At 74.4% G+C, this 20,036-nt stretch carries 11 protein-coding genes and 2 pseudogenes; 12 read left to right on the top strand and 1 reads right to left on the bottom strand.

Annotated features, from left to right (window positions below):
* Positions 1-399: 399 nt before the first annotated feature.
* The 6 genes and pseudogenes from ACWCRA_RS22465 to ACWCRA_RS22440 all read left to right on the top strand — a co-directional run.
* Positions 400-1,152 (top strand): hypothetical protein, encoded by a 753-nt coding sequence (locus ACWCRA_RS22465; protein WP_451068437.1) that lies wholly within the window; start codon positions 400-402, stop codon positions 1,150-1,152.
* Between the two features lie 238 nt (positions 1,153-1,390).
* Entirely contained in the window at positions 1,391-2,152 is a 762-nt protein-coding gene (locus tag ACWCRA_RS22460) for a TIGR03936 family radical SAM-associated protein (RefSeq protein ID WP_351556876.1), read from the top strand.
* Positions 2,153-2,786: 634 nt separating this feature from the next.
* Complete coding sequence (locus ACWCRA_RS22455) at positions 2,787-6,776, top strand: Rne/Rng family ribonuclease (protein ID WP_451068436.1); 3,990 nt, start codon at positions 2,787-2,789, stop codon at positions 6,774-6,776.
* Between the two features lie 514 nt (positions 6,777-7,290).
* Positions 7,291-7,860, top strand: a pseudogene (locus tag ACWCRA_RS22450) (Gfo/Idh/MocA family oxidoreductase); the annotation flags it as partial.
* A 214-nt stretch (positions 7,861-8,074) separates the two neighbouring features.
* On the top strand, positions 8,075-9,700 hold the full coding sequence (locus ACWCRA_RS22445; RefSeq protein WP_351556871.1) for a glycosyltransferase family 2 protein: 1,626 nt from the start codon (positions 8,075-8,077) through the stop codon (positions 9,698-9,700).
* Positions 9,701-9,765: 65 nt separating this feature from the next.
* Positions 9,766-9,927, top strand: a pseudogene (locus ACWCRA_RS22440) (nucleotide sugar dehydrogenase); the annotation flags it as partial.
* A gap of 379 nt (positions 9,928-10,306) precedes the next feature.
* Here the strand turns inward: ACWCRA_RS22440 and wecB are convergent.
* Positions 10,307-11,383, bottom strand: a complete 1,077-nt coding sequence (gene wecB, locus ACWCRA_RS22435; protein ID WP_351556868.1) for a non-hydrolyzing UDP-N-acetylglucosamine 2-epimerase — start codon at positions 11,381-11,383, stop codon at positions 10,307-10,309.
* Between the two features lie 181 nt (positions 11,384-11,564).
* On the opposite strand from wecB, the gene ACWCRA_RS22430 reads away from it, so the two are divergent.
* From ACWCRA_RS22430 to ACWCRA_RS22405, 6 genes are all read left to right on the top strand, one after another.
* On the top strand, positions 11,565-13,154 hold the full coding sequence (locus tag ACWCRA_RS22430; protein ID WP_451068435.1) for a glycosyltransferase family 4 protein: 1,590 nt from the start codon (positions 11,565-11,567) through the stop codon (positions 13,152-13,154).
* Between the two features lie 377 nt (positions 13,155-13,531).
* Entirely contained in the window at positions 13,532-13,852 is a 321-nt protein-coding gene (gene rplU, locus ACWCRA_RS22425; RefSeq protein WP_351556862.1) for a 50S ribosomal protein L21, read from the top strand.
* A 14-nt stretch (positions 13,853-13,866) separates the two neighbouring features.
* Positions 13,867-14,124: a 50S ribosomal protein L27 gene (rpmA, locus tag ACWCRA_RS22420; protein ID WP_351556859.1), complete on the top strand. Its 258-nt coding sequence runs from the start codon at positions 13,867-13,869 to the stop codon at positions 14,122-14,124.
* Between the two features lie 158 nt (positions 14,125-14,282).
* A complete protein-coding gene (gene obgE, locus ACWCRA_RS22415; RefSeq protein WP_351556856.1) occupies positions 14,283-15,722 on the top strand; it encodes a GTPase ObgE in 1,440 nt (479 codons plus the stop codon).
* Positions 15,723-15,932: 210 nt separating this feature from the next.
* A complete protein-coding gene (locus ACWCRA_RS22410; RefSeq protein ID WP_451068434.1) occupies positions 15,933-18,230 on the top strand; it encodes a glycosyltransferase family 4 protein in 2,298 nt (765 codons plus the stop codon).
* Positions 18,231-18,450: 220 nt separating this feature from the next.
* The gene (locus tag ACWCRA_RS22405; RefSeq protein ID WP_351556851.1) at positions 18,451-19,953 is read left to right on the top strand and encodes a bifunctional cytidylyltransferase/SDR family oxidoreductase; all 1,503 of its coding nucleotides are present in this window, start codon (positions 18,451-18,453) and stop codon (positions 19,951-19,953) included.
* Positions 19,954-20,036: the final 83 nt, after the last annotated feature.

The following is a 20,036-nucleotide window of genomic DNA, read 5'->3' as shown; positions in this document are numbered from 1 at the left end:
GCGCGTATCCGGTGGCCGGGCCTCTCCGTGCCCCGCGCCATGGGCCGACGCCGCGGCTGATCATCCCCGGCACCCGTGTCCACGCCTCCTTCCTCACCGCGAGGGGGGAACTCCTCGCCGAGTGGCCCGTCACCGCCTCACCCCGTTCCCGCGCGCGGAGGGCGGGTCATGTCGGCCACGCCGTCCGCCCGTCGGCCCGCCGCCGGGGTCACGCCACCGCGCTGCTCCGGGATTCCCTTCCGTACGCCCGCGAGCCGGGCATACAGTCCGTACTGATCACCGCGACACGGGCAGCACCGGTTCGCGCGAGGCCACGGGGCCGGCGGCGGAGTCCTGGAGCACGAACGGGACGGCAAGCGCCGCTACTGGATCAGCACATCCCACCAGCTGTGAGGCGCCATGGCCGACCGACCCGCCGCGACGATGAGCAGCCGTTCCGGCGCGCCGCCCGAAGGGTGTCTGGCGACCGCGATACGGATACCCGTACGGCTGGTGGCGCTGATCGTCGTCGTGCCCCTGCGGGTGCTCTGGGATCTGCTCACCGTCATCGGCCGGGCCCTGAGACCGGTCCTGCGGTGGGGGTACGAGAATCTGCTCGTCCCGCTCGGCCGCGCGCTCCGGCAGGTGCTCGTCCTCACCGCGAGGCTGCTGGTGGTGTGGCCCTGGCGGTATCTGCTGGTCCCGCTCTGGACCCACGGCGTGGCCCGGCCGCTCTCCTGGCTGTGGACGCATGTGCTCCGGTACCTCCTGGTGGTGCCGCTGATCCGGCTCTGGCAGTGGGTGCTGGTGCCGGCCGGGCGGGGGATCGCCTGGGTGGTCGAGAACGCCGTCGTCCCGCCGCTGCGGCTGCTCTGGCGGCATGTGCTGCGGCCCCTCGGCCGGGAGGTCCTCGCCGCCCTCAAGGCGGCCTGGCGGATCGGGGGGCATGTCTCCCGGGCGGTCGGCACCGTCCTGAAGTGGCTCCTCTGGTACCCGGTGCGCTGGACCTACCGGCATGTGTGCACACCCGTCGGCCATGTTCTGCGCGATCTGTGGCGCCCCGTCGGCGCGGCGCTCCGTTCGGCCCGGGCCACCGCGCGGGAGGCCGGGCGGGCGGCCTGGCGGAGCCTGGGCGGCGGGGCGCGCGGGCGGGGCGGTCCGGGAGGCCGGTGACGGGCTCCGGCCGAGCCCGGGGAACCATGGACGCCCGCGGCGCGTACTCTGGGTAGTACAACGACTGTCCCCGGCGCGGCGGCCGGGCCCGAGGTCTCCCTCCACCAGCGGGGGTGAGCCGGGCCGGCCCGCACGGGGCGAACCGCCTTCCGAGGGCGGCGCCACCAGCGCCGTCCCGCACCGAGGAGAAGAACCACTGGGCAAGCGACAGCCCGAAGGCCCGCCGCCCGCACCCGCGGTGCAGCGCATCCGACTGCGCTACACCAAGCGTGGCCGCCTCCGGTTCACCAGCCACCGTGACTTCCAGCGCGCCTTCGAGCGGGCGCTGCGGCGTGCCGAGGTGCCCATGGCGTACTCGGCGGGCTTCACCCCGCACCCGAAGGTGTCGTACGCCAATGCCGCACCCACCGGCACGGGCAGCGAGGCCGAGTATCTGGAGATCGCCCTCACCGAGCACCGCGACCCCGCGACCCTGCGGGAGCTGCTCAACGAGTCGCTGCCGAGCGGGCTCGACGTCACCGACGCCGTGGAGGCCCGCACCCCGGGCCTCGCCGACCGGCTCACCGGCTCCGAGTGGGAGCTGCGGCTGGACAAGGTGGCGCCGGCGGACGCGGAGCGGGCCGTCGCGGCCTTCCTCGCGGCGGAGACCGTCGAGGTCCAGCGCAGAACGAAGAACGGCATGCGGACCTTCGACGCCCGCCCGGCCGTGGCCGAGCTGCGGGTGGTGCCGCCACAGCCTGATAGGCCCGTGGACGGCCCCTGTGCGATACTGCGGCTGGTTGTTCGGCACGTAACACCTGCCGTGCGACCCGACGACGTCCTGTCCGGTCTCCGCGCTGTGGCCGACCTGGCGCCGCCGGTCCCCGCAGCGGTGACCAGGCTGGCGCAGGGGCTCTTCGACGAGGAGACCGGCACGGTGACCGACCCGCTCGCGCTCGACCGCGAGGCAGTTCCGGCCGCCACACCCACGGCCGTCGGATCGGCCTCCCCCCAGTCCTGACCCGGGGGGTCCCCACGCAGGCGGGGTGTTTCCGGTCCCGCCGCGCTCACAGGCAGTCGTTGCAGCACGGCCCTGGTACTCGGGAGCCACCTGAGTCGGGCCGCGCGAAACCACAAAAGACTTTCGCCAGGCCGTGCGTACATCGCGCACGGAACCGGCGGGCCAGACACAACAGCTCCCGTGCGGCGCCCACGCCCCGGACGGCACCACCGCGCGACGCGCGGCCGTGCCGTGCGGTAGGCCCGGCGCCCGGGAGCGTGACGGGAGAACCGCCCGCATGCACGAGCTGAACGAACCCGGTACCACCGGGGACACCAACGAGGACCAGAACAACAGCCCCAGCGACACGCTGCCCCCGCGCCGCCGTCGCCGGGCCGCTTCCCGCCCGGCGGGACCGCCGGGAGGCGCGGCCGAGACCGCGGCACCGGCCGCCGAGGCCGCTCCCGCCGCCGAGGCCGCTGAGGCCGGGGCTGCTGAGGCTGTGGAGGAGGCTCCGGCGCCGCGTGCGCGTCGTCGTGCGACGCGTAAGGCGACGGCGCCCGCTGGTGTGGCGCAGGGTGAGGAGTCGGAGGCGGCTGAGGCTGTTGCGGCGCCTGCTCGTAAGCGTCGTACCGTCGCCGCTGCGGCTGCTCCGGTGGAGGAGGCCGCTGAGGCCGGGGCTGCTGAGGCTGTGGAGGAGGCTCCGGCGCCGCGTGCGCGTCGTCGTGCGACGCGTAAGGCGACGGCGCCCGCTGGTGTGGCGCAGGGTGAGGAGTCGGAGGCGGCTGAGGCTGTTGCGGCGCCTGCTCGTAAGCGTCGTACCGTCGCCGCTGCGGCTGCTCCGGTGGAGGAGGCCGCCGAGGCCGAGGCCGCTGAGGCTGTGGAGGAGACTCCCGCGCCGCGTGCCCGCCGCCGTGCCACCCGTAAGGCGACCGCGCCCGCCGGCGCGCCGCAGGCCGCCGAGACCGCTCCGGTGGAGGAGGTTGCCGAGGCCGAGGCCGCTGAGGCTGTGGAGGAGACTCCCGCGCCGCGTGCCCGCCGCCGTGCCACCCGTAAGGCGACGGCGCCCGCTGGTGCGGCGCAGGGTGAGGAGTCGGAGGCGGCTGAGGCTGTTGCGGCGCCTGCTCGTAAGCGTCGTACCGCCGCCGCTGCGGCTGCTCCGGTGGAGGAGGCCGCTGAGGCTGTGGAGGAGACTCCCGCGCCGCGTGCCCGCCGCCGTGCCACCCGTGCGGTGAGCACCCCCGAGCCCGTCGCCGCCGAGATCCCGGCCGAGGACGACGAGGCCGAGGAGGCCGAGGAGACCGCGGAGACCGAGGAGGTCACCGCGACCGCCGAGGCCCCCGAGGCCCCCGAGGCCGAGCCCGAGGCCGCCCCCGCGCCCCGCGCCCGGCGCCGCGCCACCCGCGGGGCATCCGCCCCCGCCGTGGCCGCCGAGCCCGCCGCGTCCGCCGAACCGGTGGAGCCCGTGGAGCAGCCCGCACCCGCCGCCCCGGTGGAGGAGGCCGCTCCGGCGCCCCGTGCCCGCCGTCGCGCCACCCGTGGAGCCTCCGCGCCGGCCGCCGAGGCCGCCCAGGCTCCGGAGGCCCCCGAGGCCGCCGCCGTGGAGTCCTCCGACACGGAGGCCGACGCGGGACCGCGCAGGCGCCGCCGCGCGACCCGTGCCGTGAGCGCGCCCGCCGAGCCCACGGCTCCCGTCCAGCGCGAGGAGCCCGCCGCGAGCGCGCCCGCCGCGCCCGCCGCCGAGCCGGTCGCCGCCACCCGTGGCCGTGGCCGCAGGCGCGCCGCGTCCCCCGAGTTCACCGCCCAGCCGGCCCGGGACACCGAATCGCCGCGCGCCCGCCGCGCCGCGCGTCCCGCCGTCGCCGTCTTCCAGGCCCCGGTCTTCACCGAGCCGATGTTCCAGACCCCGGAGACGGCCGCCGCCGCTGCCGCCGCGGCCGCGGTCCCCGACGAGGAGCCCGTGGAGGAGCCGGCGGTCCAGGAGACCCAGCCGGTGCGGGAGCCCCGGCAGCAGCCCGCCGCCGAGCAGGCCGCCGAGCCCGCCGGGCGCCGGCGCCGCCGCCGCCGTGGTGAGAGCGCCGAGCAGCCGGTCGCCGAGGCCGCGCCCGCGCCCGCCGCTCCGGTCGAGGCGCCCGCCGCCGAGGAGCCCGCCGAGGACGAGGCCGACCAGCCGGCCGAGCCCGCCGGCGGCGAGGACCACGACGAGTACGAGGACCGCCCCTCGCGCCGCCGCCGCCGCGGTGGCCGCCGCCGTCGCCGGGGCGAGGCCCCCGACGCCGACGAGTCCGGCGACGAGCCGTCGGACGAGCACGCCTCCGACGACGCCCCGGACGAGGAGCAGGACGACGAGGACGAGCACGCCGCCGGCAGCTCCAGCAGCCGTCGCCGCCGCCGTCGCCGCCGTCGCAGCGGTGAGCCGGCGGGCGACGAGAACAACGGCGTCAGCGACCCGGAGCGCACGGTCGTCAAGGTCCGTGAGCCGCGCGCCGCCCGCTCCCGTGGCGACGAGCCGTCGGACGAGGTGCAGTCCATCAAGGGCTCCACCCGTCTGGAGGCGAAGAAGCAGCGCCGCCGCGAGGGCCGCGAGCAGGGCCGCCGCCGGGTGCCGATCATCACCGAGGCCGAGTTCCTCGCGCGCCGCGAGGCCGTCGAGCGGGTGATGGTCGTCCGCCAGAGCGGCGAGCGCACCCAGATCGGTGTCCTGGAGGACAACGTCCTGGTCGAGCACTACGTCAACAAGGAGCAGGCGACCTCGTACGTCGGCAATGTCTACCTGGGCAAGGTGCAGAACGTACTGCCGTCCATGGAGGCCGCGTTCGTCGACATCGGCAAGGGCCGCAACGCCGTGCTCTACGCCGGTGAGGTCAACTTCGAGGCGCTCGGCATGGCCCACGGGCCGCGCCGGATCGAGGCCGCGCTCAAGTCCGGCCAGTCCGTGCTCGTCCAGGTGACGAAGGACCCGATCGGCCACAAGGGCGCCCGGCTCACCAGCCAGGTCTCCCTGCCCGGCCGCTACCTGGTCTATGTCCCCGAGGGCTCGATGACCGGGATCAGCCGCAAGCTGCCCGACACCGAGCGCGCCCGGCTGAAGACCATCCTCAAGAAGATCGTCCCCGAGGACGCGGGCGTCATCGTGCGCACCGCGGCCGAGGGAGCCAGCGAGGACGAGCTGCGCCGCGATGTCGAGAGGCTCCAGGCGCAGTGGGAGGACATCCAGAAGAAGGCCAAGAGCGGCAACGCCCCGACGCTGCTCTACGGCGAGCCGGACATGACCGTCCGGGTCGTCCGGGACATCTTCAACGAGGACTTCTCCAAGGTCATCGTCAGCGGTGACGAGGCGTGGCAGACCATCCACGGCTATGTCGCGCATGTCGCCCCCGACCTCTCCGACCGCCTCCAGCGGTGGACGAGCGAGGTCGATGTCTTCGCGACGTACCGCATCGACGAGCAGCTGATGAAGGCGCTGGACCGCAAGGTCTGGCTGCCCTCGGGCGGTTCGCTGGTCATCGACAAGACCGAGGCCATGATCGTGGTCGACGTCAACACCGGGAAGTTCACCGGCCAGGGCGGCAACCTGGAGGAGACCGTCACCAGGAACAACCTGGAGGCGGCCGAGGAGATCGTCCGCCAGCTGCGGCTGCGCGACCTCGGCGGGATCGTCGTGGTCGACTTCATCGACATGGTCCTGGAGTCCAACCGCGACCTGGTGATGCGCCGGCTGCTGGAGTGCCTGGGCCGGGACCGCACCAAGCACCAGGTCGCCGAGGTGACCTCGCTGGGTCTGGTCCAGATGACCCGCAAGCGGGTGGGCCAGGGGCTGCTGGAGTCCTTCTCCGAGACCTGTGTCCACTGCAACGGCCGTGGTGTGATCGTGCACATGGAGCAGCCGACCTCCGTCGGCGGCGGCGGGGGCGGTGGCGGCAAGCGCTCGAAGAAGCGCGGCCGCGGCGGCTCCGAGCACACCGAGCACGACCACGCCCAGGAGCACGAGGACACCGGCCGCGCCGAGCACGCCGAGGCCGAGACCGAGGCGGAGGTCGCCGCGGAGGTGGCGGCGCCGACCGCGCTGCCCGAGCCCGCGTTCGTCCCGGACGAGGATCTGTACAGCAGCGCCGCCGAGGCGGAGGCCGCCGCGCTGCGCGGCCGTGGCCGCCGCCGGGCGACCCGCAGGGCGTCGGCTCCGGCCGGTGCGCCGAGGGCCGCCGAGCCGGAGGTCGTGATCGAGGCCAAGCCGGAGCCGGAGCCCGCGCCGCAGAGCGCGCCGGAGCCGGAGCCGGAGCCGGAGCCCGCCGCTGTCGTGGCCGACGCCGCCCCGCCGAGGGCCCGTCGCCGGGCGACCCGCAAGGTCTCCGCGCCGGCCGGTTCGCCCTCGGGTTCGGCGGACGCGGCGGTCGTCGTGGTCGACACCCCGGTGGAGTCCGCGCCCGAGGCCGAGCCGGAGCCCGAGGCTCCGGCCAAGAAGGCGGTCCGCAAGACCGCCGCCAAGAAGGCCACGGCGAAGAAGGCCGCCACCAAGAAGACGGCGGCCAAGACCACGGCCAAGAAGACGGCGGCAAAGAAGACGACCGCCAAGAAGGCCGCGAAGAAGACGGTCGCGGCCGAGCAGCAGGCGCCGTCGTCGGTCTCGGCTCCCACCGAGGGCTGACCGTCCGGTCCGGTCCCGACTGCCGTGCCCCCGCCCCGTACTCCGGGTCGGGGGCGCGGTGCGTGTGCGGCGTCGGGGCGGGTTGCTGGGCAGGTGGTGTCGTTGTTGGTTTCCGCTCCCACCGAGGGCTGATCGTCCGGTCCGGTCCCGACTGCCGTGCCCCCGCCCCGTGCTCGGGGTCGGGGGCGCGGTGCGTGTGCGGCGTCGGGGCCGCTTCGTCCACCGCGCCGAGCCGCCGCGTTCCGGCCCGCCGCGCGCGCCCCGCGCCCCCTTCGCCGGGACCGCGAGCGCTCGCCCTTCACCCTCGGGCCGTACGGCCCGACCGCCCGACCGCCGTACGGCCCGACCGCCCGACCGCCGTACGGGCCGCCCGTGCGGCCGAACGGTTGACGCGCCGGGTTGACGGGGCGTTCGCGTTGCGCCGATGGGGTGTGCCCGGCCTCGTGAGACATCCCCGGCCCCCTCCCCCTCCTGCACGATGGCACTGCCGCGATCAAGGAGGGCGTCCATGACGTACCAGGTGGTGACCCGCCGTCAGGGCCCCTTCCCGCACCGGATCGCCGATGTCGGGGTGGTCAAGGACCCGGCCACCCACGACATCGGCCTCACCGGCCGGGTGACCGGACAGGAGTACGCCTCGGTCGCGGCGCGCACGGTCCCCACGTCGGGCCGTCCGCACGAGGACATGGTCTCGGTGGTCGGCCGCCTCCGCGACGGCACCATGGCCGGCCATCTGGTGAACCGGCTCGGCCCGCTGAAGGAACGCTTCATCTCGGTCACCGCCGAGAAGGGCTGCTTCGTCGCCGATCCCGCCCCCCACTCCCACGCCGCGCGGGCCACCGGGTGGGAGGCGCTCCGGGTGTTCCGGGGGGTCTGTGAGGGCGACATGATCCGGTACGCCATCGCCGAGCGGGACCCCTTCCTCGTCGAGCACGAACTGTTCCGGGACGCGGTGCTCGGCGGCCCCGCCGACCTCTGCGCCCTGCGCCGGGGGCCGCGGACGGTGGAGGTCGCGGTGGCCGTGCCGGAGTCCGCCGCCCACGGCCGTACGGTCGACCTCCCCGCCTCCGCAGCGGCCGGGTAGGCGGAGCGCCGTGGCCACCGCCGAGCCCCGCGACGGGAAGCCCGGGGATTCCGGGAAGCCCTCCGCCGCCGCTCCGGAAGCCGCCGCTCCGGAGGGCGCCGTCCCGGGAGCCGCCGCTCCAGAGGCCACCGCCCCGGAAGCCGCCCCTCCGGAGGGCGCCGTCCCGGGAGCCGCCGCTCCAGAGGCCACCGCCCCGGAAAACACCGTCCCCGATGTGACCGTCGTCCTCGCCGTCCACAACACGATGCCCGATCTCACCGAGTGCCTGGACTCCCTGCTCGCCCAGACCATCGGCCTCGGCCGGCTCCAGATCGTGGCCGTCGACGACGGCTCCACCGACGGCGGCGGCGAGGAACTGGACCGGCTCGCCCGCGCCCACCCGGACACCGTCACCGTCCTCCACCAGCCGGACTCCGGCGGCCCGGCCGCGCCCAGCAACCGGGGCCTGGAGCGGGCCCGCGGCCGGTACGTCCACTTCATGGGCGCGGACGACCGCCTCGGCGAGGAGGCCCTCGCCCGTCTGGTGGCCCACGCCGACGCCCTCGGTTCCGACATCGTCATCGGCCGGATGACCGGGGTCGGGGGCCGCTATGTCCACCAGGGGCTCTTCCGCCGCAGCGACCCCGACATCACCCTCCACGGCTCCGCCCTGCCGTTCACCCTCTCCAACGCCAAGCTCTTCCGGCGCGAGCTGGTCGAGCGGCACCGGCTCCGCTTCCCCGAGGACCTGCCCGTCGGCAGCGATCAGCCCTTCACCATCGAGGCCTGTGTCCGCGCGGGCAGGATCTCCGTCCTCGCGGACTACACCTACTACTACGCCGTCCGCCGCCGTGACGCGGGCGACATCACCCACCGGGCCGGCCACCTCGAACGGCTGCGCTGCACCGCCCGGATCATGCACCACGCCGCCGGTCTCATCGGCCCGGGGCCCGAGCGGGACAGCCTTCTCCACCGCCACTTCACCTGGGAGCTGGCCAAGCTCCTCCAGCCGGACTTCCCGGACCTCGGCGAACCGGTCCGCCGGGAGCTGTGCGCCGGGATCGCCGAGCTGGCCGACGCGTATCTCACCGAACCGCTGCGGGACTCGCTGCCGGTGCGGCGGCGCGCCCTGCTCGCCCTCGCCCAGCGCGGCGCGGTGGACCTCCTGGTCCGGGCGATCGAGGACGCCGCGGCGCACGGCCCGCTGTTCCTGCTGGAGGGCGACCGGGCGTATCTGCGCTGCCCCGGCTTCCGGGACCCCGCGCTGAACCTCCCCGACCGGGTCTTCGAGGTGCTCGACGAGCCCCTGACCGCCGTGCTCTGTGCCGGTACGGAGCTGCTGGCGGCCGACTGGGACCAGCGCGGCGACGACCTCGCCCTCTCGCTCACCGTCCGCACCCCGCTGACCGGTGACACCTCCGCCACCGTCGTCCGGCTGATGCGCGGCTCCCTGCCGAGGAGCGCGGACCGGGCGGGCGGCCGGCGGCTGCCCGAGCCCGACACCCTGCCGCCCGCCGCGGGCGACTTCGAGCGCGGGGGCGGCGACGGGACCGTGATCCACGCCCGTATCCCCGTCGCCGCGGCCACCGCCTCGCTCGGCGTCCGCGTCCACGCCCGGGTCGCGGGCCGCACCTACGAGATTCCCCTGCGCGCCCGGGGCAAGCCCATGCCGCTCGCCCGCCGCTGGCGCCTGGAGGACTCCTACCGGGCCGCCGCCCGGGTCAGCGGCAAGGGCAGGATGACCGTCCGCACCGGCCCGGTGGACCCGCCGCGCGAGCGCCGCTGGCCGGCCCGGCTCCGCCGCGCCCTGCGGTTCCGTCCCCCGCCGACCCGCACCGGGGCCGCCCGGGAGGGGAAGTGACCATGGACATCCGTGTGGTGGCCCTCGGCGGGATCGGACTGCCGCTCGCCGTCCGGTTCGCGGCGAAGGGCCACCGTGTCACCGGCGCGATCCTCCAGGCCGACCACGCCGAGTACCGGGCCCTGGCCGCCGCCGGTCCGCCCGGGGCGCGGGTGCTGGTCGGCGGCGGCCGCACCACCGACCCCGCCCTCCGGGAGGGCGTCCGCCGGGTCGTCATCGGCGGCTGACCACCATCCGCCTCCGGAGCACAGGAAGGACCGATGCGCATGCCGCCACCGCCACCCCTGCCGCGCGGCGCCCCCTGCCGCGCCCGCACCCCCGTCGCGCCGGCGCCCGCGCCCGCGCCCGAGCGGCGCCGCCCCGCCGAAGCCGGCCGGCGTCGTCGCCCATGCCGACGAGGAGTCCGTTCGCCGCCCGCGGGGTGCCGCCCCCGATCGTCGGCGCCACCCCCGCCACCCCGGCCGGCGCCGGCGCCGGCGAACGGCTCCTGGATGACCGCGACCCGGCCGCCGCCACCGGCCGCGCCCGTGCCGCCTTCGCCCGCACCCACCACGACGGCACGGCGACGGTGGCCGCCCCGGCCCCTTCCTCAACTCCTGACGGCCCTCATGTCCCGCTCTCCTCCAGGAGCCGCACGACACGCCGCGCGGCCCCGCCGTCCCCGTACGGCGCCCCGCGCGGCGAGGCCGGCGCCGCCCGCGCCGCGAGCCCCGCCCACCGCCCGGCCGGCAGCTCGTGCGGATCGGGCACCAGCAGATTCCAGCCGCCGTCCAGGGTCTCCAGCCACTCCGTCTCCGGCCGCAGCGTGGTGCACGGCCGGCCCAGCAGATACGCCTCCTTCTGGAGCCCGCCCGAATCGGTCACCACCCCCGCCGACGCCAGCACGGCGGCGATCAGCTCCGCGTACGGCAGCGGGCGCCGCACCCGCACCGAGCCCCGCGCGAGATCGATGCCGAACTCCCCGGCGCGCGCGACCAGCCGGGGGTGGGCGGGCAGCAGCACCGGCAGCGGCAGCCGTGCCAGCGCGCCGAGCAGGGCGGAGAGCCGGGCCGGGTCGTCCGTGTTGTCCGGGCGGTGCAGGGTGGCCAGCAGAAACGGCTCGCGGGGCAGTTCGGCGACGGCGGCCGGCGGGCGCGCCAGCACCGCGTCCCGTACGCGCAGACAGATGTCGACCATCACATCCCCGGCCAGCCGGGTGCGCGCCGCGAGACCCTCCCGGGCCAGGTGGCGCACCGCCTCCTCGGTGGGCGCGAGCAGCAGATCGGCGCAGTGGTCGGTGAGGACCCGGTTGTGCTCCTCCGGCATCCGGCGGTTGAAGGAGCGCAGCCCCGCCTCCAGATGGGCCACCGGGACCCGCGACTTCACCGCGCAGAGCGCGCCCGCCAGCGTCGAGTTGGTGTCCCCGTACACCAGCACCCAGTCGGGGCGCTCCTCGGCGACGACCTTGTCGAGCGCGGCCAGCGCCGCCCCCGTCTGCGCCCCGTGGCTGCCCGAGCCGACCCCGAGATGGACATCGGGGCCGGGGATCGCCAGCCCGGAGAAGAACACATCGGAGAGGTCGGCGTCGTAGTGCTGCCCGGTGTGCACGATCGTGTGCCGGTGGTCCGTCGAGGCGAACGCGGCGGCGACGGGGGCCAGCTTCACCAGCTGGGGGCGGGTCCCGACCACACTGAGGACCTTCATGACCGCTGTGCTCCCTGCGCTCGTCCCCTGGACCGGTTTCGCCGAGCGGCGCGTGGCGAATGCGCCGGAAAACCGATCAAACCATGACGATGGGGTGGCGGGTGGGAGAACCGGCCGGAACCAGCCGACCGGGGCACCGGCCCGCCGGGAGCGGGTCGGGCAGATCGGGAATGGAGTCCGCATGGAGCCCTCGCACGGCACCCGGGGCCGGGTCGTCATGCTCGTCGACAACGAGGTCAGGGCCGACTCCCGCGTCCAGAAGGCGGCCCGCTCCGCCGCTTCCGCGGGCTGGGACGTGGTCCTCCTCGGGGTCTCGCCGACCGCGAAGCCCCAGTCCTGGAGGCTCGGCGCGGCCCGCGTCCGGCTGCTCCCCAAGCCCGCGCATCTGGAGCCGCGCCGCCATGAGCTGCGCCATCCGCTGCTGCGCCGCCCCCTGGCGTACCGCTCCCGGCGGCTGGCCCGCTACCGCGTGCAGACGGTCAAGGCATGGCGCTCCGATCTGGCGTTCCGCCGGGCGGCGGCGCGGGCCGCGCGCGCCGGGCACCCCGGCGCCAGCGCGAGCGGCTCCGCCCTGCGGCTGCTGCTGCCGCGCGCCTGCGCCCGGGCGCTCGGCGCGTGGGTCGCCCTGCGGGCCCGGGAGACCGACCGGCTGCACCGGCTGCGCACCCCGCTGACCGCGCCGCTGGACCGCACGTCGACCGCCGTGTGGTCGAAGCTGATGGGGGAGCGGGCCTGGCGCCGGCTGATGCCGAACCTCTGGGACTACGAACTGGCCTTCGCCGCCACGATCGACTCCTGCGAGCCCGATCTGATCCACGCCCACGACTTCCGCATGCTCGGCGTCGGCGCCCGGGCCGCCGTCCGCGCCCGCGCCCGGGGCCGCTCGGTCAAGCTTGTCTGGGACGCGCACGAGTACGTCCCCGGGCTGCCCGCCTTCCACGGCCGCTGGCTGCCCGGCCATATCGCCTGGGAGAAGGAGCACGCGGTCTTCGCGGACGCCGCGATCACCGTCTCCCAGCCGCTCGCGCGGATGCTCCAGGAGCGGCACCGGCTGCCGGAGCCGCCCGCCGTGGTGCTGAACGCGCCCGTCATGGAGCCGGACGACGAGGAGATCGCGGACGCCCCGCCACTGCCGGACCTGCGCGGACTGTGCGGCATCGGGGCGGACACCCCGCTGCTGGTGTACGCGGGCGGGATCAGCCCGGTGCGCGGGGTCGAGACGGTCATCGAGGCGCTGCCGGAACTGCCGGGGGTCCACCTCGCGCTGGTGTCGGTCACCCCGGGGAAGCTGAAGGCCGTCGCCACCACGCGCTCCCTCGCCGAGGTCACGGGGGTGGCGGACCGGGTCCACTTCCTGCCCTTCGTCCCGCACTGGCAGGTGCCGCACTTCCTCGCCCCGGCGGACGCCGCCGTCAGTCCGCTGCACCATCTCGCCAACCACGAGCTGGCGCTCGGCAACAAGTTCTTCGAGTACGCGCAGGCCCGGCTGCCGCTGCTGGTCAGCGACATCCGCACCATGGCGGAGCTGGTGGAGGCCACCGGGCAGGGCGAGGTCTTCCGGGCCCGCGACCCCGAGGACTTCGCCCGGGCCGCGCGGGCGGTCCTCGCGGAGCCGGGGCGCTACCGCGCGGCCTATGAGCGGCCCGGGCTGCTCGACGGCTGGACCTGGGAGGCGCAGGCCGGGATCATCGACCGGCTCTACACCCGGCTGCTGCCGGACCGCGCGGCGCCGTCCGTCCCGCTCAGCGTCCCCTCGGGCGACTCGCGGTAGCGGGCGCCGGTCTCCGCGCACTCCCACGCCCCCGGCTCGCCCGGCCGCTCGGTCAGCCGCGCCCCGGCCCGTCCGACCCGTCCGACCCAGCCGCGCCCCGGCCCGTCCGACCCGGTCGCCGCGCCGCGCGGCTCCGGGCCGCTCCGGGCCTCCCCGGGCGCGTCCGGCGAGCACAGGGCCGGTTTGACCCCCGGAAGCGGCCCCCGCTACTCTTGACCCTCGGTGTGTTTCCCTATGCACCCACCTCTGAGCACCCACCTCCCCGCGGTTTCACCTGACGCGGGGGGAGGCCGCTCGTCCTTCCGGATCATCACGGGCCCCGGCCCATGTGAGCGGCTGGCATCAGGGGTCCCGATCCGAGTGAGAGAGAGATCCGCGTGTACGCCATCGTGCGCAGCGGTGGTCGCCAGCACAAGGTTGCTGTCGGCGACATCGTTGAGGTTGACAAGATCCCCACCGCCAAGGTTGGCGACACGGTAGAGCTCTCTACCCTGCTCGTTGTCGACGGCGACGCCGTGACCAGCGACCCGTGGGTCCTGGACGGCATCAAGGTCACGGCTGAGATCGTGGACCACCACAAGGGTGTGAAGATCGACATCCTGCGCTACAAGAACAAGACCGGCTACCGCCGCCGCCAGGGTCACCGCCAGCAGTACACGGCGATCAAGGTCACCGGCATTCCCACGGCCGCGAAGTAAGGGACTGAGGAGACATGGCACATAAGAAGGGCGCATCGTCCACTCGGAACGGTCGCGATTCCAATGCTCAGCGGCTCGGCGTGAAGCGCTTCGGCGGTCAGGTCGTCAACGCCGGTGAGATCCTGGTCCGCCAGCGCGGCACCCACTTCCACCCGGGCTCGGGCGTCGGCCGCGGCAGCGACGACACCCTCTTCGCGCTGAACGCCGGTGCGGTCGAGTTCGGCCGGCACCGTGGCCGCAAGGTCGTGAACATCGTTCCGGTCGCCGGCTGATCGAGCAATCGGTCTTTCCGGAACCGTAGAACGGTTTCCACCGCGGAGTATTCCGCGGGATTTCTGTGGAGGCGGATCTCACTTCCCCAATCGGGAAGCGGGTCCGCCTCTGCTGTGTTACAGGTAGGGACAATTCCGTCAGCAATGGAGGCACACCCATGACCACCTTCGTGGACCGCGTCGAACTGCATGTCGCCGCGGGTAACGGAGGCCACGGCTGCGCCTCCGTTCACCGGGAGAAGTTCAAGCCGCTCGGCGGCCCCGACGGCGGCAACGGCGGCCGTGGCGGCGATGTGATCCTGGTGGTGGAGCAGTCGGTGACCACCCTGCTCGACTACCACCACAGCCCGCACCGCAAGGCCACCAACGGCCAGCCCGGCGCCGGTGACAACCGCTCGGGCAAGGACGGCCAGGACCTGGTCCTCACCGTCCCGGACGGCACCGTCATCCTCGACAAGGAGGGCAATGTCCTCGCCGACCTCGTCGGCCAGGGCACCACCTTCGTCGCGGGCCAGGGCGGCCGCGGCGGCCTCGGCAACGCGGCGCTCTCCTCCGCCCGCCGCAAGGCCCCCGGCTTCGCGCTGCTCGGCGAGCCCGGCGAGGCGCGCGATGTCGTGCTGGAGCTGAAGACCGTCGCCGATGTGGCGCTGGTCGGCTACCCCAGCGCCGGCAAGTCCTCGCTGATCTCCGTGCTCAGCGCCGCCAAGCCGAAGATCGCGGACTACCCCTTCACCACCCTCGTGCCGAACCTGGGCGTGGTGACCGCGGGCTCCACCGTCTACACCATCGCCGATGTGCCCGGACTGATCCCCGGCGCCAGCCAGGGCAAGGGCCTCGGCCTGGAGTTCCTGCGCCATGTCGAGCGCTGCTCGGTCCTGGTGCACGTCCTGGACACGGCGACCCTGGAGTCGGACCGCGACCCCGTCTCCGACCTCGATGTGATCGAGGCCGAGCTGAAGCAGTACGGCGGCCTGGACGACCGCCCCCGGATGGTCGTCCTGAACAAGGTCGACATCCCCGACGGCCAGGACCTCGCCGAGATGATCCGCCCCGAGCTGGAGGCCCGCGGCTACCAGGTCCTGGAGGTGTCGGCGGTCGCCCGCACCGGGCTGAAGGAGCTGTCCTTCGCCCTCGCGCAGATCATCGCCGAGGCCCGCGCGGCCAAGCCGGCCGAGGAGGCCACCCGGATCGTCATCCGCCCCAAGGCGGTCGACGACACCGGCTTCACCGTGGTCCGCGAGGAGGAGCGCCTCTACCGGGTGCGCGGCGAGAAGCCCGAGCGCTGGGTCCGCCAGACGGACTTCAGCAACGACGAGGCCGTCGGCTACCTCGCCGACCGGCTCAGCCGCCTCGGTGTCGAGGAGAAGCTGATGAAGGCCGGGGCCCGCGCGGGCGACGGCGTCGCCATCGGCCCCGAGGACAACGCCGTGGTCTTCGACTGGGAGCCGACCATGATGGCCGGCGCCGAGATGCTCGGGCGCCGCGGCGAGGACCACCGCCTGGAGGCCCCGAGGCCCGCCGCCCAGCGCCGCCGCGACCGCGACGCCGAGCGCGACGACGCCCAGCGCGAGTACGACGAGTTCCACCCGTTCCAGTGAGGAAGCCGATCCGGTGACGGAACCGAACCGGTGACGGGCCGGGCCCCGTCCCGGACCGGCTCCGCCCGGCACCGGCCCGGTGCACGGCGCCCCGCCCGGGCCCGCGCCGGCCCCGCCGCCCACAGCCGCTGCCATCAGGCAGCGGCTGTGACGGTTCACCCTGGTCTCACGGCTCGGGCCGGACGGCCCCGGCGGACGAGCGGAGCACCGGTGAAGATCTCATTCCTCATCCACACCATCTACGGCATCGGCGGGACCATCCGGACCACGCTGAATCTGGCGGAGGAGCTGGCCGGCGGCCACGAGGTCGAAATCGTCTCGGTCTTCCGCCACCGCGACCGCCCCCTCTTCGACATCGATCCGCGCGTCGCCGTCGTACCGCTGGTCGACATCCGCCCCAAGGCGCCCGCCCGGGAGAAGGAACACCCGCTCCGCGCGGAACCCGCCGAGCACTTCCTCCGCTCCGAGGCCCGCTACGGCGAGTACAGCGCCCTCACCGACGAGCGGGTGCGCGGGCACTACGCGGCCTCCGGCGCCGATGTCGTCATCGGCACCCGGCCCGGTCTGGTCGGTTACGCGGCCCTGTTCGCACCCGCCGGCGCGGTGGTCATCGGCCAGGAGCACATGACGCACCATCACCACAGCGAGGCGCTCCGGGAGGAGCTGCGGCCCCATCTCGCGGCCATCGACGCCCTGGTGACGGTCTCCGAGGGCGACGCCGCCGTGTGGCGCGAACGGATGCCCCTGCCCGGCACCCGCGTGCTCGCCATCCCCAACAGCGTCCCCGCGCCGGTGGTCGCCCCCTCCGATCTCTCCGACCGGATCGTCGTCGCGGCCGGCCGGCTCTCCCGCGAGAAGCAGTACGAGGTGCTGATCCGGGCCTTCGCCCAGGTCGTCGAGCGCCACCCGGAGTGGACCCTGCGCATCTGCGGCTGGGGCGCCGAGAAGGACCGGCTGCGCCGCCGCGTACTGCGGCACCGGCTCGGCAACCACGTCCATCTGATGGGGCCGCGCTCGCCGATCGACCCCGAGTGGGTCAAGGGCGCCATCGCGGTCTCCACCTCGCGCCACGAGTCCTTCGGGATGACGCTCGTGGAGGCCATGCGCAATGGACTCCCGGTGGTCAGCACGGACTGCGACTACGGCCCGCGCGAGATCGTCGAGGACGGCGAGGACGGACTGCTGGTACCGGTCGGCAGCGCCGACGCGGTGGCCCGCGCCCTGATCACCCTCATCGAGGACGAGGGCATGCGCCGCAAGATGGGCGCCGCCGCGCTCGCGAACTCCCGCCGCTTCGACCCGGGCGCCGTGGCAGGGCGGTACGCGGACCTCTTCGCCGAACTGGGTGCGGGCACACCGGCCCGGCGCCGCGCCGGCACCCCCGCGGAACCCGCCCCGGTCGCGGGCACCCCGCACGGTGCTGTCCCGGAAGACGTACGGGACGGCCCGGAGGTTGCCTCCGATGGCGCGTTCGTGCCCCTGGTGGACTGTGTCGCCCGGGACGACGGCTCCATCGACGTCACCCTGGTCGGACCCGGGGCCGCCGGCGGTTCCGGTGGTGCTGGTGGTCCTGGTGGTCCCGGCGGTCCCGGTGGTTCCGGCGGTCCCGGTGTCCCGTCCGGGCTCCGGCTGGTCTGCGTCCTCGGGGCCGGCGGCGGTCCCGAGGAGACCCGGAGCTTCCCCTTCGGCCCGGACGGCACCGCCACCGTCCCGGCCGCCGCCGACCTCCCCGAGGGCCAGTGGCTCTGCCACACGGAGCACCCGGCACCGCCCGACGGTCCGGGGGCGGCCTCCCCCCGGCCCCCCGAGCCCCCCGGCGGTGCCGCACCCTCGGGCGCCCCCCGCACCGGGGCGCCCGAGCCCTCGCCGGGCGCGCCCGGCGCCACTCTCCGTACGCCGTTGCCCGCCCGCTCGGTCGACCAGCGCGGCTCCCTGCGGGTCGCCGGCCGGCTCGCCCCCGGGGACGGCGTCCGCCACCGGGTGCCCCACAGGCGCGCCCCCCGGCAGCAGCTCGCCCTGCGGTCCTGGGTGCGCCCGGTGCACGCCGAGGCCGGCGGAGTCAGCCGCGACGGCACCCGGCTGACCCTGGAGGGCCGGGTGCTGGGCCCGGTCGAGCCCTCCGGGGCGCCCTCGCTGGTGCTGCGCCGCCGAGGCGGGCCCTGGGAGGAGCTGGACCTCCCCGCCGACCGCGAGGGCGCCCGGGAGTTCCGGGCCGTGATCGACGGGGACACGGTCGCCCGGCGCCGGCTCACCGAGCACGACGTCTGGGACGTCTTCCTCCGTTTCGCCCCCGGCCACAGCCCGGTACGGGTCGCGCGCCTCCTTGACGACGTGGTCCAGAAGAGTGATGTCTTCGTCCACCCCGACGCCCTCGCGCACCGGCGGCGCCCGCTGCTGCTGGCCCGGCGGGTGGTCCGCCGGCTGCTCCGTCGGGAGCAGCTCCTCGTCCGGGTGACCCTCGCCTACGACGGTGACAACGGACTGGTCCTGCGGGTGGTCGACCGCTGAGCACCCGGGCGGCCCCAATACCGCCTCGTGAAGGGCGCCAAACGCACCTGGGCTGTGGCGTCCGTCACTTCCGGGCGCGGGTCGTGGGGGCCCAACCTCCCTGGCCACTCCGTGAACCCCCGGCTACCACCGGGGGCGGGGCGGCTTCCACTCGCTTGCGAGACGGTCACACAGAGTGCGACCATCGCACGGTCCCACTCGTCTGAAGGTAGGTCGTTCTGTGTCTGTGCCGCACGAAGCCAAGCCCCGTACCACGGCAGTCGTTCTCGCCGGCGGTACCGGCCAGCGCGTGGGTCTGTCGATCCCGAAGCAGCTGCTGAAGATCGCCGGCAAGGCTGTCATCGAGCACACACTGACGATCTTCCAGCAGGCGGAGTCGATCGACGATGTGATCGTGCTGATGGCGCCCGGGTTCGTCCCCGACATCGAGAGGATCGTCGCCAAGGCCGGACTGACCAAGGTCACCCAGGTGATCGAGGGCGGCGCCACCCGCAACGAGACCACCGAGCGGGCCATCGCCGCCCTGGGCGAGGGCCTCGCCGAGGGCGAGGACCGGAACGTCCTCTTCCATGACGCCGTCCGCCCGCTGTTGTCACAGCGAGTGATCCAGGACTGTGTGGACGCGCTGGAGCGCTACCAGGCCGTCGACGTCGCCATCCCCTCCGCGGACACCATCATCGTGACCCGCACGCACGGTGAGGACGGCGAGTTCATCACCGACGTCCCGGACCGCTCCCGGCTGCGCCGGGGCCAGACCCCGCAGGCGTTCAAGCTCTCCACGATCCGCCGTGCCTACGAGGTCGCCGCCGGCGACCCCAACTTCCAGGCGACCGACGACTGTTCCGTTGTCCTCAAGTACCTGCCGGACGTGCCGATCCACGTCGTCGCGGGCGACGAGTACAACATGAAGGTCACCCAGCCGGTCGATGTCTTCATCACGGACAAGCTCTTCCAGCTGGCCTCCACCGCCGCCCCCCGCCAGGCCGACGAGGCCGCCTACCGCGAGCTGCTGAAGGGCAGGACGCTGGTCGTCTTCGGCGGCTCCTACGGCATCGGCGCGGACATCGCCGAACTGGCCGCGACCTACGGCGCCAAGGTCTACCCGCTGGGCCGCTCCACCACCGGCACCCATGTCGAGAACCCCGAGCACGTGGACGACGCCCTCTCCAAGGCGTACTCCGAGACGGGCCGGATTGATTACGTCATCAACACCGCGGGCGTACTGCGTATCGGCAAGTTGGCGGAGACGGACAACAGCACCATCCAGGAAGCGCTGAACGTCAATTACCTGGCGCCGGTGCAGATTGCCCGTGCCTCATACAAGTATCTGGCCGAAACCAAGGGGCAGTTGCTGCTCTACACATCGTCCAGCTATACGCGCGGGCGTGCCGAGTACAGCCTTTACTCCTCCACCAAGGCCGCGATGGTGAATCTGACGCAGGCCCTCTCCGACGAGTGGGCGAATGAAGGCATCCGCGTCAACTGCGTCAATCCCGAGCGCACGGCGACCCCGATGCGCACCAAGGCCTTCGGCGCCGAGCCCGCGGGCAGTCTTCTCTCGTCCGAGGCGGTCGCCCGGACCTCCCTCGATGTGCTCCTCTCCGAACTGACCGGCCATGTCATCGACGTACGCCAGCAGGACCCGACCCGGGGCGCCAGCGAGGCCTCCGGCTTCGAGCAGGCGCTCGCCGCTGTCCTGATGCGCGAAGAAGATATGCAATAATTCGCTGTTAATGCGATGAATGCTGTCACAGCAGTTCTGCGGGCCCCCTGTGAGCATCCTGACGCGCGGAATACCGGGATGCT

It is taken from the genome of Streptomyces sp. NPDC001889 (genome assembly GCF_053594535.1).
Note: the sequence above shows the minus strand (reverse complement) of the source record. Positions and strands in the feature narration are given on the sequence as shown.

Excerpts from the sequence above, each read along its gene's own strand:
- ACWCRA_RS22465 (WP_451068437.1), top strand. The coding sequence starts at position 400 with ATGGCCGACCGACCCGCCGCGACGATGAGCAGCCGTTCCGGCGCGCCG.
- wecB (WP_351556868.1), bottom strand. The coding sequence starts at position 11,383 with ATGAAGGTCCTCAGTGTGGTCGGGACCCGCCCCCAGCTGGTGAAGCTG.
- ACWCRA_RS22430 (WP_451068435.1), top strand. The coding sequence starts at position 11,565 with ATGGAGCCCTCGCACGGCACCCGGGGCCGGGTCGTCATGCTCGTCGAC.
- rpmA (WP_351556859.1), top strand. The coding sequence starts at position 13,867 with ATGGCACATAAGAAGGGCGCATCGTCCACTCGGAACGGTCGCGATTCC.
- obgE (WP_351556856.1), top strand. The coding sequence starts at position 14,283 with ATGACCACCTTCGTGGACCGCGTCGAACTGCATGTCGCCGCGGGTAAC.